The organism is Parapedobacter deserti, assembly GCF_042646065.1.
Lineage (GTDB): Bacteria > Bacteroidota > Bacteroidia > Sphingobacteriales > Sphingobacteriaceae > Parapedobacter > Parapedobacter deserti.
The window spans coordinates 143,042-157,603 of record NZ_JBHRTA010000062.1 but is presented as its reverse complement, the minus strand read 5'-3'; the positions used below and the strand labels follow the sequence as shown (position 1 = coordinate 157,603).

Sequence of the window (14,562 nt, the reverse complement as noted above, 5' to 3'; positions counted from 1 at the left end):
TCTTTAAAGGCCGGCAGGTTTGTGCGGCCTTTTTGAAAAAACAAAAAATGGAGTTGGCACGTCTGCTTATAGTTGTAGTTGTAAAATTGTCGTTTAAGTTTGGGTCCGGCGAATGGCTGGTATCAAGAAAGTGTAAAATACTCGGGCTTTCATTGGCCATGTTGCTTCATGTAACATGGACGCACGCCCAACCCATTCAATTCGCTCATGTAACCGACACCCATGTTGGCGGCGCCACCGGCGCTGATGACCTGAGGCGTACCGTTGCAGACATCAACAGCAATCCGGAGCTTGACTTCGTGATCTTATCCGGCGATGTCACCGAGTTCGGCTCGGACGAAGAGCTGACGTTGGCTAAACAGATACTGGACAGCCTCCGCTTGCCGTGGTATGTGATCCCCGGCAATCACGATACCAACTGGTCGGAAAGCGGCGGCAACAGTTTCCGCAGGGTGTTCGGTGGCGAAACGTTTGCCTTTGTGCATAAGGGCTATATTTTCGTGGGCACCAACTCGGGGCCGAATATGCGGATGAGCCCGGGGCAGATACCCCGTGAAAACCTGGTATGGATGGACTCGCTGTTCGCAGCTCATCCCGATCAGGACATGCCCCTGATCTATGTGAACCACTATCCGCAGGATTCTTCGTTGAACAATTGGTTCGAAGCGCTTGACCGCGTGAAACAACGCAACGTGCAGCTCTTTTTCTGCGGCCATGGCCACCAGAATAAGGTATATGATTTCGAGGGTATACCCAGTATCATGGGGCGCTCCAACCTGCGCGCTAAAGACACCGTGGGCGGATACAACATCGTGACCATTGCAGACGGCAAAGCGGTATACCAAGAGCGTAATCCGGGGGTGATGACACGGGACCCCTGGGCTGTAGTGCCTTTGCGTAATCATGACTTCACCAAAGAGCGCAAACTTTATCCTCGCCCTGACTATTCGGTGAATACACGCCATGCGGGCGTGCGGGAAGTCTGGTCATTTCAGGATGAAAGCGATATCGGAGCAGGCTTGGCTGCCTATAAGCAGCTGGTCATCACCGCCAATACGAAGGGGCAGATATACGCGCTGGATGCGGGTACCGGACGGCAGGTATGGAGTTTCCAGACCGGCGGAAAGGTGTATTCTACCCCGGCTGTCTGGAAAAATTACGTGATAGTCGGTTCGTCTGACCATTTCATTTATTGCCTGCATGCCGGGACGGGCGAGTTGCTGTGGAAGCATGAAGCCAATAAGGCCGTGTTGGGCTCGCCCTTGGTTCATAGGGGAGTTGCTTATATAGGTGCCTCGGATGGCCGGTTCAGGGCACTGGATGTAAGGTCAGGCAGATTGCGGTGGTCTTTTGACTCGGTTGAAGGCTACGTTTCTGGCAAGCCCCTGCTGTACAAAAACATTTTATACTTCGGTTCATGGGACAATGGCTTCTATGCACTCGATCCGGCCAATGGCCACCTGAAATGGGAATGGTCCAACGGCGCATCTAACCGGATGCTTTCGCCTGCCGCGTGCTACCCCGTGGGGGCGAATGGCCGGGTGTTCATCGTGGCGCCTGACCGATACATGACGGCATTGGATGCTAACAGTGGCACCGAAATCTGGCGGAAGAAAATGGATAGCATACGGGTGCGCGAGTCGATGGGATTGTCTGAAAACGGCCGCTTGGTTTACGTGAAGACAATGGATGGACAGGTGCTGGGCGTGTCGACCACGGCAGACAGCATGCAGATTGATTGGGAGTCAGCGTTGCAGCTTCCCTATGAATTGACGCCTTCGGCCATCGCTGCGGTTGATGGACTCGTCTTCGTGCCCAGTCATTCGGGTTTGGTAAGCGGCGTAAATGCCGAAAGAGGAGAGGTCGCTTGGCAATATAAGGTGTCCAATGGGATGGTAAACCCGATGCTGCCCCTTAGACGGCAGCGACTGGTCGTGAGCACAATGGACGGAAAGGTGGCGTGCCTGGAATACGGACTTGAAGAAACGCGAGCATGGATACGTATTAACCAGTTGGGGTATACACCGCAAGGGGTGAAGGTAGCCGTGATGGGCGGCAAAGGGACAAAGCGGGTTTCCCGGTTCTCGCTGGTTGCGGCTGACACCGGCGAACCGGCGTTTTCGGGCAGAGCAGGCAAAAACTTTGGTGCTTATGGCCCTTTCCGGTCGTCCTACCGGCTGGATTTTTCGGCGTATACGGATACTGGCCGGTATTACCTGGAAGTAGACGGCGCACGGTCGCCGCAGTTCCGCATAGCTGATGACGTTTATCAGGGTGCTGCGGATTTCGTATTGCGCTACATGCGCCAACAGCGAACGTTATTCAACCCTTTTTTGCAAGACAGCTGCCATACGCATGACGGTTTTACGTTGTATGCCGGCAAAGCGGGACTGCCGGATAGCACGCGCATAGACGTCGGTGGCGGTTGGCACGACGCCTCCGATTATCTGCAGTATTCGACCACATCGGCCAATGCGACCTACCACCTCTTAGCAGCGTATCGTGATTTCCCCGATGTGTTTGGTGACAGCAAGCAGGCAAACGGCCTGGATGGGCCAAACGGAATCGCAGACGTGCTGGATGAGGCCAAATGGGGACTCGACTGGCTCCTGAAGATGCATCCGGAACCGCATTTGCTGTTCAACCAGATCGCTGATGACCGCGATCACGCGGGAATGCGTATGCCCGGCGAGGATGACTTTTATGGCAGGGGCTTCGAGCGCCCTGTGTATTTCGTGAGCGGAGAGCCACAGCAACGGGGTAAATTTATGAATAACACGACCGGGACCAGTTCAACGGCAGCTAAGTTTACCAGCGCGTTCAACCTGGGAAGTGCTCTTTTTGCCGATGTAGATACGTTATATGCAAATTGGTTGAGGGAGAAGGCGAATACCGCATATCGCTTTGCAAAATTGAAGCCTGGTGTGACGCAAACTGCCTCGGTAAAATCGCCTTATATCTATGCGGAGGATAACTGGGTGGATGATATGGCACTGGCGGCGGCTACGCAATGGGCGGCGACCGGTGCGGAGCAATATGCCAAAGAAGCATTGGATTATGCCCGGCAGGAGAAGGTAACACCGTGGATGGCGGCCGACACGGCAGCGCACTATCAATGGTATCCTTTTATCAACCTGGGGCACTACGAATTGGCCAAGTTGCTGGAAGGAGAGGACCGAAACGAAATTATCGGCTATTACCGGAACGGGATTGAACAGGTATGCGATAGGGCGGAGCGGAATGCGTTTCTCCGTGGAGTGCCCTTTATTTGGTGCTCCAATAACCTCACCACAGCGTTCGCTATTCAATGCTTATGGTATCGAGAGCTAACAGGGGACAATAGGTACGCCCAATTGGAGCAGGCTAACTTCGATTGGCTGTTCGGCTGCAATCCGTGGGGGACCAGCATGGTCTACGGACTGCCGGAGTGGGGCGATACACCCTCTGATCCGCATTCCGCCTTTACCCGTTTGGGTAGTTTCCCCATAGATGGCGGATTAGTGGACGGGCCGGTATATGGCGATATATTTAATGGCCTGATCGGTATCCAGCTGACCAAGCCGGATGCTCATGCACCGTTCCAGTCGGATCTGGCGGTCTATCATGACGATTACGGAGACTACAGTACGAATGAGCCCACGATGGACGGGACGGCGTCCCTAATTTATCTGTTGGCGGCTAAAGAGTGGGAGTCCAGGGAGGGGGCTGGGCCAAAAAAGTAATGCGCGATACCCATGGCTGTATCATCAGAGGTGATACTGCGCAGCGGAAAATCGCATTGGTGTTTACGGCTGATGAGTATGGAGACGGAGCTTCATTTATTCTGGACGCCTTGGGCGATTATGGTATCAAAGGATCTTTTTTCATGACGGGAAATTACCTGCGCGGCAGTGCCAACACGAAAGCCATCACTCGTATGGTGTCTGAGGGCCATTACTTGGGCCCGCATTCAGATCAGCACCTGCTTTACTGCGATTGGGAGAAGCGTGATAGCCTGCTCATCAGTGAGGCAACCTTTGATGCCGATCTGCGGGCGAATTACGATGCGTTGGCACAATGGGGAGTTGATACAACGGCTGTGCGTTATTTCATACCACCCTATGAGTGGTATAACCGTCGAATCGTCGATTGGACGGAACAGCGGAAGATGAGGCTGGTTAATTTTACACCGGGGCTTCGGACAGCAGCGGATTATACTTATCCCGAAATGGGTGAGCGGTATGTTGACTCGGAAACGTTGTACAATCAATTGCTTACATATGAAAAGCAGCGACCGAATGGACTGAATGGTTTCATCGTACTGATCCATTTAGGTACCGACCCCAGGCGGATTGACAAGTTTTACCATCGGCTGCCAGCGTTGATAAAGGAACTGACAGCAAGAGGATATACGTTTGAACGGATAGACAAATTAATTCACTAATTTCTAACCGTTTTTTCTTTACTTTAACGACATTTTTAGGTGAATGGTAACGAATGCCAAACACCAGCAACATCAGGTTAAATACAACAACAAGAGTGAGATGACAAACACCACGGAGAAAGAGTCGAATTATCAGGATTTGGACAAGATGTCTGTCGGCGAGATATTAGTGAACGTCAATAATGAGGACCAGACGGTTGCGGCGGCGGTACGCCAAGCTATCCCGCAGATGGAGCGGTTGATCGAGGCAACGGTCGCATCGATGAAGGAAGGCGGCCGGCTATTCTATATCGGTGCCGGCACCAGCGGCCGGCTTGGGATTCTGGATGCTTCGGAGTGCCCGCCAACTTTTGGCGTGCCCTATGACTGGATTATTGGGATCATCGCCGGCGGCGATACGGCTATCCGTAAAGCTGTGGAGTTTGCCGAAGACGACGAGGAGCAAGCGTGGATTGATTTGCAGGAGTATGGTATCAACAACAAGGATGTGGTGGTGGGGATTGCTGCATCTGGAGGCACGCCGTATGTGAAGGGCGGGCTCAAGGCCGCCAATGCTGCTGGGTTGGTGACAGGCTGCATCGTATGCAACGCCAATTCGGCGATCGCTGCCGAATCCAAGTATCCTATTGAGGTGATTGTGGGGCCGGAGTTTGTTACAGGATCCACCCGCATGAAAGCAGGTACCGCACAAAAACTGGTGCTCAATATGATCAGCACGACGGTGATGATTCAGCTGGGGCGCGTGAAGGGAAATAAAATGGTGGATATGCAATTGACGAACAATAAGCTGTTCAGCCGCGGGATCCGGATCATCATGGATGAAACCGGTATTGATGCTCAAGCTGCATCGGATCTGCTGGAAAAGTATGGCAGTGTACGTAAAGCTATCGAACATTCGCGTGTAGCAGATCATTAATTTAGACTGCATGACACCTACCGTCCTTCTGCTATTTCTGATCATTTATTTTGTTTTGTTACTGGGCGTAGCCTATTTTACGTCCCGTAAATCGGCAGACAACGCTACATTTTTTGTGGCCAACCGAAATGCCAAATGGTACATGGTAGCCTTCGGTATGATCGGCACAGCGTTATCTGGCGTTACGTTCATTTCCGTGCCGGGGGCAGTGGGTAATAGCGATTTTGGCTATTTTCAGTTTATTCTGGGCAATGCCGTTGGCTTTATCATCATCGCTTACGTGTTATTGCCCTTGTACTACCGGATGAACCTGACGTCCATCTATACCTACCTCGAGGAACGCTTGGGACATCGGAGCTACAAGACTGGCGCTATGATTTTTCTGGTGTCACGTACGATAGGTTCGGCTTTCCGACTGTATCTGGTAGCGATCATTTTGCAATGGTTTATCTTCGATACCTGGAACATACCCTTTGCGGTCACCATCGCTTTATGCCTGCTGCTCATCTGGCTGTACACCAATAAAGGTGGGCTGAAGACCATTATCATTACCGATATGATGCAGACCTTCTTTTTGGTATTGGCGGTTGTGCTGTCTATTTATTTTATGGCCAATAGCTTGGGGTTAGGACTCATGGAAACGATTGAAACGGTGAAGGAGAGCAGCTACTCCAAGATGTTCTTTTGGGGAGACCTGCTTGGCGATCGGATTCATTTTTGGAAGCATTTCCTCGGGGGTATATTTGTGACCGTGGCAATGACAGGCCTGGATCAGGATTTGATGCAGAAAAATCTGAGCATGAAGACCATCGGTGAGGCCCAAAAGAATATGCTCACATTTACAGGGATTTTTGTGGTCATTAACCTGTTTTTCCTATCGGTAGGTGCGTTATTGTATATTTACGCTAGCCGGAACGGGATCGATATAGCCAGTCTGCCTACAACGGATTATTTATACCCAGAAATCGCGCTCCATCACCTGGCAATTTTGCCCGGAATGATCTTTATGATGGGCTTGACCGCGGCGACATTTGCTACCACGGACTCCGCGTTAACCGCACTGACCACGTCGTTTTGCGTGGATTTCCTTAATTTTAATAAAAAGGCCGACCCCAACGACCGCACGTTGGTGAGAACCCGTAATCGGGTGCATTTCGCGTTTTCACTGCTTATGATGATGGTCATCCTGGTGTTTAGGGTCATCAACGACGACTCTGTGGTTAACGCCATTTTTACGGCGGCCAGTTACACGTACGGTCCGTTATTGGGACTCTTTGCCTTCGGCATCCTCACTAAGCGGCAGGTGGCCGATAAATTGGTGCCATATATCTGCGTATTGTCGCCCATGTTGTGCTATGTCATTAACAACTACCTCATCGTACCTTATACGGGGTATGCCGTGGGCTTTGAGTTGATTATCTATAATGGTGCGCTCACGTGGCTGATGCTGTTGGCTACTTCTTTGAGGGGAATGTCTAGCGATAAGCGCTTTTAAGCTTCGTTATTTGTTACCTTTTATAGAAGGTCTCTATTGCTAGCGCGACGGGTGCTGAATATTTTATAATTTTTGACTTTGATTGTTCACCCACAAAATGAGAAACAACTTAATGCGGTAGAATCCGTTTTAAGATTGCTGATATCAACTGCCTTTTTTGATGATTAACATCGATTCATACAGTCCGCGAACGTACCTGAATCAAGAAGCCAGTCCGCTGTATCAGATTATGCTATTGCCTGATCCGGCGGCGCTCGCCGTTGATTTCACCGCTTACGAAACCGAGCCCTATTCGCTTTTGTTCTTAAGCCCCTATCAACATGTGGAATGGAAAAACCCGCTCCAGGCACCGATATTGCGTATTTTATTTCACGGTGATTTTTATTGCATCGAATACCATAAAGCGGAAGTGGCCTGTAATGGGCTCCTGTTCAACAATATCTATCTTCAACCCTTTGTAACCCTTGGTAAAGACACCTATCCGAAAATTGAACAGATTGTGCAGGAAATGAAAAGGGAATTGGATGATCATTCGCATTTTTCAGATTCCGTAATCAAATCGTACCTGCAACTCATTTTGGCCTTATCGAGTAAAGCCAAAAAGCAGCATGGCGACTTGACATCGCTAGACAACCACGTTCAACAGCACGAAGGATCTTTATTTCAGGAGTTATTGGAAACGCATTTTGCCGAAGAAAAAGCGGTGAATTTCTATGCCGAACGCTTGAATCTGAATGCGGATACGTTTAGTAAGAAAATTAAAAAGCAACTGGGTAAGTTGCCCTCCGCACTGATTCAAGAGCGCGTGATTTTGGAATCGAAAAAGTTGTTGCACCTCACGTACCTGTCCGTAAAGGAAGTTGCCCTAAGGCTGAATTTCGACGATGAACATTATTTCAGCCGGTATTTCAAAAAGAATGTCGGTGTCTCGCCGTCGGAGTTCCGGGCGCAAGTCGGCATTTCAATCGTGGCGTCGAAATAGTTCATGACAAATCCGGATTTGTCCATTTCCTGGGTTGCTAAACACGTGTATCTTCGTTTTTTCAAAAAATATAGCATAACGTGATGAAGCAGCTTTCGGTTTTTCTGGTGACGAGCCAGACGGCTTTTGTTAATTTCATGCGAATTGCCATTTTCATAGTCATGGCATGGATTGGCGGCTTGAAGGCCTTTCAGTACGAGGCAGATGGTATCGTTCCCTTTGTGGCAAATAGCCCGTTGATGAGTTTCTTCTATACGAAAGACGCTCCGGAGTATCAGCAATACAAGAACCCGGAAGGGAAAACCGTAACGAAAAACATCGAATGGCATCAGGCTAATAATACCTATGGGTTTTCCTTCGGCTTGGGAACGGTTATCCTGATCATTGGGGCGCTGACCCTGGCGGGAATTTGGTGGGCCGAACTGGGGGTGATCGGTGGGTTGCTTACCTTCGGAATGTCGATCGTGACCCTTACGTTTTTGATAACGACCCCGGAGGTATACGTACCTGATCTGGGGGGTGACTTTCCGACCCCACATCATGGGTTTCCTTACCTATCGGGTGCCGGTCGACTGGTGTTGAAAGACGTGATTATGATGGCTGCGGGTTTGCTGGTTGCTTCTGAAGCCGCCCACAGGATATTGAAACGCGTCGGCTGATTTTGTACCTAGCTTCGCGAACCTCCGTGTTCAAGAACTTAAAAAAGCTATCTTTGTGAAACCAAGGTTGGCTACATGAGACGGACGAGCGATTTATGCCTGAAAGGGTTTCTCTATGCGGTATGCTGTGTAGTGCTGGTGGCTACCGGGCGCGCAAACCTACCGGGACAGCCTGCTGGCATTGCGGCAGGCCAAGCTGGAGCACATGGCGACAGGTAACGCTGCACCGCTGAACTCAATTGATATCCGGTACTTGCGCTACTATGAGCCGGATAGCAGCTACCGTGTGCGCGCAACTGTCAAACTGCTGTTGAATGAACAACCTTTCCGGATGCCCACATCGGATGGTACGAGCAAGGCGTAAGTGCGCTATGCGAAAGCCAGGTTTACAATCCATGGAAAAGCAGCCGAATTGACACTTTACTGGCCAATGTGCGGCTCGTTAACTTTCTTTCCGTCTATGGCGCCCTCGCTTATACAGATGGTAAGTACCTATCGTTTACGATGCTCCGCCGCCGTTGGAAGAAACCGGTGGCCCGACGTTTAAGGATATCTCGGGCGGCGAACTGCCCGGAATTTCGAATTGGGCAGCGTCATTCGGTGGGGAAGCCGTTACCCGCCTAGGCGCATTTCTCGGTCAGGAAGGAACGTTTGTTTTTGCCATGGATGGCTTTTACCGATCATCGTTTTCTTCCAACCGGTCACCGTCTGCCTACCTGGTCGTAGACGGCTATACGCTGATTAATGCGCGTGCGGGATTCCGGGCGTCGGAAGGCGTATCGCTGTTTCTTTGGGTACGGAATGCATTCGAAACCGATTACTTCGAACAGCTACTGCCGGGAGGAGGTAACGCCGAGCATTATGCCGGTGTGTTGGGGGATCCGAGAACATACGGTATTACATTGCGGTACGCGTTTTAAACCGTACGTTGATCAGGTATATGCGGATACATATGGCGGGGGGCACACGCGCTGCGGGCCTCCCCGCCATTTTTTTTTAAGTGGATTTTGCATTAACCGATTTTTTTTACAAATTTGTTACCCCTGTTATGTGCATTCCGTTGCGACGCCTGGTCGGAAGGAAAGCTAATGAATAATCAACCGGGATAGTTTTGCCAAGATTCCGACTTGGCTAGAGTGGGTGAGAAGAGCTAATAGTTAAGTTATTTACACGTAAAAGAAACTTGCCATGGAAACCTTGAAGTTTGAAACCGCATTGGGCGCGCCGTCGCAATTTGAGCAGCTTTCGGACCACTTAAACGAGGTGCCGAATATTGTGGATTGGTGCGTGGACTATTTTTCGAGCCATTTTTTACTTTCAATTAAAGGGATCAATATCAAAGCATGGGATATTATCCGTACGCTCGAAAACCTGGGTATTGCCGCTACCCAGGTTTATGAAGAATAGGGAAAGAGCGCGACACCCTTTCCCGTTGGTTGCCACTGTGCTATAGATTCGGGTTGTTGTTCCATTCATTGATCGGAATGGGAAATAAGTAATACGGACTATTGGGCACAAATGCGCTGTTGTCGGGGAATACGCGTATGTAATGCCCCTTAATCGGCAGGTCTTCACCATTCACCGAATACGTGAGCGTCGATTCCTTGCGTTCAACGGCTCGTTGCAACCGCAGGATATCGGTCAGTCGAAATCCTTCACCCCACAGTTCGCGACGGCGCTCCAATAGAATTTCTTCGATGAGCGCATCCGGCGAGAAGTCCGCCGCTGTAAGTTCGGGCAAATTCCGGTTTACCCGCAGTGCGTTCAGTGCGTCAAGCGCCTCGGGGATGTGTCCCAGCCTAGCTTCGCTTTCAGCTTCGATCAGTGCCTGTTCTGATGCCCGCATCAGCGGGATGTGCCCCGAGCGATCGGGCTTATTGATGAATTTTTTATACTTAAGCCACCGGTAAATGGGATGCGTTGGGTCATCTTCAAATTCGAATAGCGATTTGCGGATGTCAGCATCATCGAACAACTGCCAGAAATATGGATCAGGCATGATACTCCGATAGCCTGACACGGGTGTAACATCGATGTATGCAAAGAACGAAGCGCCACCCAGGTTCTGCTCAGCACGCTGTGGATGGCCCCAGATCCATTCGACGTTGCTTACGTCATTGAACCCTGCTATATACTGCTGTGCGCTCATCAGGGGAAAACCTTCGCGGGCTTCGCGGGCTTTTTCCGCAGCCAGGGCCCATTGTTCGGTCACCAAGTAAGCCCTGGCAAGCAATCCCTTAACCACTTGTAAATTGGGGCGATTCTTCATGGTCCGGTTGAATCCCTCTAGCAATTGTTCAGCCTGTTGCAAATCCGCAAAAACTTGGTTGTACACCGCTTCTACGGTAGCCCGGCTTCCGCCCTCTGAACTGGGGCTGGTGGGTTCCGTATAGATGGGTACAGCTAGCGCATTTTTGTCTTTGCTATACGTAAATTGATATTGCTGTACCAAGTTGAGGTAAGCAAATGCCCGTAAGGCGTATGCTTGGCCTTTGAGCCACTGTTTTTCGTTTTCAGGCCCATTCGCTTGATCGGTATTTGCGAGGATGTTATTCACATTGTCGATTACCTTATACTGTAGCGTCCAGAAGAACAGTGCCCTCCTGGTCGTATTATCATACGGGTCACGAAACGGGTATGAGTCCCGAAAGCCATACACGCCATCGCGGGCAATGGCATCGTCACCCATTACCTCGCGTGTTAGCATAATCGCGCCAAAACCGGGATTATCTTGCGAGGTGGCGTTCTCCATCAAATAGCGAATGGTTCCATTGATCAATGCGTCGATATTCTTCGTCGAAGAAAAGACTTCGCTATCGGTCAGGTCATCTGACGGCGCGGTATCAAAAAAGTCGTCGCTGCAACTCGACACGAGTATGGTGGCGCCAATTAAAAATGCGGTGATTAAATTCAGTTTTTTCATGTTGCTGTTAGCTAACTGTTACGTCGTACTTGTGAATCGATTAAAAGGATACGTCAATGCCGAAGGTGAATGTCTTTTGCGCCGGATACCGGTAAAAGGTAACACCATCTACAGCCTGTTCGGGATCAAGCCCATCCGGCCCGAAGAATGTAAGGAGGTTTTCGCCTCTGCCATATACGCGTATATGCTGCAGGCCGAGCCGTTGGGTCCAGTTTTCGGGCAAGGTATAGGTCAGATTGACATTACGAAGCCGGGCATATGTTGCGTCGTACAAGAAGCGGGATGAGATGCCATTCCAACCGGTTGTTACCGTAGTAAGGCGGGGCACATCGGTGTCGCGATTTTCGGGTGTCCAGCGGTTAAGCATGTCGCTGCTCCACGTACGGCCGAAGTTTTCTCCATTATGTGACAACATCACGCGGTCCAGGTCCAAGATCTTGCCACCAATGGAATAGGACAGCAGTGCGGACAACTCGAAATTCCTATAGGTAAACGTGTTATTAATCCCGCCGTAAAAATCAGGGAGTGAGCTGCCCTGAAAATATTGATCCGCCTCGGCGAACACACTGGTAGTGGTGCGGTTGCCCGATCCGTCATCTTTATACCAGAGTGGTTTGCCGTTTTCGGGATCAACGCCGGCCCACTCACGGATGTAAAAATCATAGACCGAGCTTCCTACGGTCAATTTTTTGGTGTTACCCAATTGACCGACATTACCCGATATGATTTCCTCTTGTGGCAATTCGGTGATTTTGTTGACGAAATGAGCAAAGTTTGCGCCGATACGCCAACGAAAGTCCCCGGTATTGACAGGTACGCCTTGTATCTGGCCTTCGAAGCCTGTATTTTTGAGTGATCCGATATTGTCATCAATTTCTCCATAGCCAACGGATGGCGCAAGGGGCCTGCTAAACAACAGGTCTTTGGAGCTGCGTTGGTAAACCTCGAAGGTTCCGCTGAGTCGATTGCTGAGCAGGGCGAAATCGACCCCGGCGTTGAAGTTTAGGTTGGTTTCCCAGATTAAACCCGGTGTGGGCAACCGAGACGTAATCAGTCCGGCTTCGCCTAAGCTGTTGTATATGGAATACAGCCCTTGGTAGGCGTAGTAGTCGCCCAGGTTATCGTTGCCCTGCGCACCGTAGCTCGTGCGGATGGTTAGGTTGTTCAGCCAAGAGACATCGGCAAGGAAACTTTCGGCCGTGGCATTCCAAGACGCCCCCAGCGACCAGAAGTTGCCCCATCGTGATTCAGGACTGAACCGGGACGACCCATCGCGTCGATAACTGGCCGAAAGGAAATACCGCTGGTTGAAATTATATTCCAGTTTGCCAAGGAAGCTGGCAAGCTTATAATTATCGGATGCGCCAGTGAATGACGTAAGGAGTGACGCCGCTGCAGGCTCCTCTTTGCCGGAAAAGCCAAAATTGCTCCGTCCGCCAGACAGGTTTGACACTTGATATACATACACTTCTTGCCCTGCCAAAATATTAATATGGTGGTCGCTGATATTGAATGTATAGTCCAACAGGTTGTTGTAGGTATAACCCAGCGCTCGGGATGCGCCTTTGCTCACCGAGCCGCCGTTGATAACACCGCTTCCAAAATCGGGATTGATGTAGGAATGGTTCAACCCGTTGGTATAGTCGGCATTGATGCTGCTTTTCAGATGTAATCCTTCGAGTAGGTTAATCTGGACATTGCCACGGAAGGTAATCAGATCGCGCTTATTGTTGTACCTGTTAAGGTGCGCTTGTCCGAGTAGGTTCATACCCGCTGATGCGGTACTGGGGCGATAGTTGCCAAAGTCATAGATGCGATCGCCGTTGTGGTCCAGTTTATACGTGCCGTCCGGATTGCGTTCGTAAAGTGGATAGATGTTCGCAATAAGTCTACCGACGTTTGCGTAATTTCCTTGATCGCTATCGGACTGCGGCGGCGCATCTTGGTTGGTGGTAGACGCCGAAATATTGAATCCGGTTTCTAACCAGCGATTAACCTTCGCATTGTAGTTTACGCGTGCGTTCAGCCGTGTAAATTGGGAGCCGATGATAAACCCTTCATCCTTGAGGTATCCGGCAGACACAAAGTAACGGGAGGAATCGCCGCCGCCGCTGATGCCGAGGTCAACTTGGTTACGCACGCCATTGCGAGCCAACGATTCCGCCCAGTCGTCAGTCCAAAGCGGCACTGCTCCGCTAGCCAGACGGCCATCGGTGCCGACCGGGTTGGGGAACGCTGGGCCGTATGGGTTTATTTTCAACGTGTTTGTAAGTTCCGTTGAAGCGTATTGTGCGGCTTCCGCTGCGCTCTTTCCCTGATCGAGCTGATTGTTACGTAGCGCTTCCCACTGCAATTCGAAGTACTGTTGAATATTCAGTTTGCCGTAGTCTTTCACCGCCCGGTTGGATATACCCGAACTGGCATTGATGGAAATTGTGGGTTTAGAGCCGTAGCTCCCCTGTTTGGTCGTGATGATGATGACACCATTTGCGCCGCGAGAGCCGTAGAGCGCACTTGCCGCGGCATCTTTCAACACCGATATGGATTGGATGTCGGCGGAATTGATTGCATTGATGTTGCCGGCAAAAGGGGCTCCGTCGACCACGTAAAGCGGCGCGCTGGAGGCATTAACCGAACCGACACCCCGCAGGCGGATGTCGGAATCACTACCCGGCTGGCCCGCCGGTGCGACAGACTGCAGGCCCGGAACCAATCCCTGCAAGGAGCGGCTTACGCTGGATACCTGCTGCTTATTGATATCGGCGCCACTTACCACCGACGCCGAACCCGTGTACGTCGCTTTTGTGGCCGTGCCATAAGCGACTACGACAACTTCGCTCAATGCGCTGTTTGCTGGATTGAGCAATACATCGGCCGTCGGCGAAGTTACTTGCAGTTCCTGTGGTTGGTAGCCGACATAGGTGAATACGAGGATGCTATTTGGGCTTGCATTGATGCTGTATCTGCCTTCTGCATCGGAGGTGGCAGTCGCTTCGCCGCCCTTCACCGTTATGTTTACACCCGCTAGTGGGCTATTCGTGCCAGCATCGCGTATATAACCGCGTACGGCCGTTGACTGCGCGGAGCCGTCGGGAAGGTTTACCAGTAGCCCCAGCAGGCAACTTAGGAGTAGTGTAGTTAATCTCATTACCAAATTGAATTAA

12 protein-coding genes are annotated in these 14,562 nt (G+C 50.8%); 10 read left to right on the top strand and 2 right to left on the bottom strand.

Going from position 1 to position 14,562, the window contains the following annotated elements; all coding sequences use genetic code 11:
• Window positions 1-158: 158 nt before the first annotated feature.
• The 10 genes from ACFOET_RS20880 (at window position 159) to ACFOET_RS20835 (ending at window position 9,882) form a co-directional block, all read left to right on the top strand.
• The gene (locus ACFOET_RS20880; RefSeq protein ID WP_379026364.1) at window positions 159-3,722 is read left to right on the top strand and encodes a glycoside hydrolase family 9 protein; all 3,564 of its coding nucleotides are present in this window, start codon (window positions 159-161) and stop codon (window positions 3,720-3,722) included.
• Complete coding sequence (locus tag ACFOET_RS20875) at window positions 3,722-4,423, top strand: polysaccharide deacetylase family protein (RefSeq protein WP_379026362.1); 702 nt, start codon at window positions 3,722-3,724, stop codon at window positions 4,421-4,423. The genes ACFOET_RS20880 and ACFOET_RS20875 overlap by 1 nt, the downstream gene beginning before the upstream one ends.
• 100 nt (window positions 4,424-4,523) lie before the next feature.
• Window positions 4,524-5,339, top strand: a complete 816-nt coding sequence (gene murQ / locus ACFOET_RS20870) for an N-acetylmuramic acid 6-phosphate etherase (RefSeq protein ID WP_379026575.1) — start codon at window positions 4,524-4,526, stop codon at window positions 5,337-5,339.
• Between the two features lie 10 nt (window positions 5,340-5,349).
• Complete coding sequence (locus tag ACFOET_RS20865; protein ID WP_379026360.1) at window positions 5,350-6,834, top strand: sodium:solute symporter; 1,485 nt, start codon at window positions 5,350-5,352, stop codon at window positions 6,832-6,834.
• Between the two features lie 160 nt (window positions 6,835-6,994).
• Window positions 6,995-7,816, top strand: coding sequence for a helix-turn-helix domain-containing protein (locus tag ACFOET_RS20860; protein WP_379026358.1), 822 nt, complete (start codon window positions 6,995-6,997; stop codon window positions 7,814-7,816).
• 83 nt (window positions 7,817-7,899) lie between these two features.
• On the top strand, window positions 7,900-8,475 hold the full coding sequence (locus ACFOET_RS20855; RefSeq protein ID WP_379026357.1) for a DUF417 family protein: 576 nt from the start codon (window positions 7,900-7,902) through the stop codon (window positions 8,473-8,475).
• Between the two features lie 75 nt (window positions 8,476-8,550).
• Entirely contained in the window at window positions 8,551-8,694 is a 144-nt protein-coding gene (locus ACFOET_RS20850) for a hypothetical protein (RefSeq protein ID WP_379026355.1), read from the top strand.
• Window positions 8,681-8,839 carry a hypothetical protein gene (locus tag ACFOET_RS20845; RefSeq protein WP_379026353.1) on the top strand — a complete coding sequence of 53 codons (159 nt, stop codon included), beginning with the start codon at window positions 8,681-8,683 and terminating at the stop codon, window positions 8,837-8,839. The genes ACFOET_RS20850 and ACFOET_RS20845 overlap by 14 nt, the downstream gene beginning before the upstream one ends.
• Window positions 8,840-8,993: 154 nt before the next feature.
• Window positions 8,994-9,395: a TonB-dependent receptor gene (locus tag ACFOET_RS20840; RefSeq protein ID WP_379026351.1), complete on the top strand. Its 402-nt coding sequence runs from the start codon at window positions 8,994-8,996 to the stop codon at window positions 9,393-9,395.
• A gap of 268 nt (window positions 9,396-9,663) precedes the next feature.
• Window positions 9,664-9,882, top strand: coding sequence for a hypothetical protein (locus ACFOET_RS20835; RefSeq protein WP_379026349.1), 219 nt, complete (start codon window positions 9,664-9,666; stop codon window positions 9,880-9,882).
• A gap of 40 nt (window positions 9,883-9,922) precedes the next feature.
• On the opposite strand, the gene ACFOET_RS20830 is transcribed toward ACFOET_RS20835, so the two are convergent.
• Together ACFOET_RS20830 and ACFOET_RS20825 are read right to left on the bottom strand one after the other, a co-directional pair.
• Window positions 9,923-11,398 carry a RagB/SusD family nutrient uptake outer membrane protein gene (locus ACFOET_RS20830; RefSeq protein WP_379026347.1) on the bottom strand — a complete coding sequence of 492 codons (1,476 nt, stop codon included), beginning with the start codon at window positions 11,396-11,398 and terminating at the stop codon, window positions 9,923-9,925.
• Window positions 11,399-11,438: 40 nt separating this feature from the next.
• Window positions 11,439-14,546, bottom strand: a complete 3,108-nt coding sequence (locus ACFOET_RS20825; RefSeq protein ID WP_379026345.1) for a SusC/RagA family TonB-linked outer membrane protein — start codon at window positions 14,544-14,546, stop codon at window positions 11,439-11,441.
• Between the last annotated feature and the right edge of the window lie 16 nt (window positions 14,547-14,562).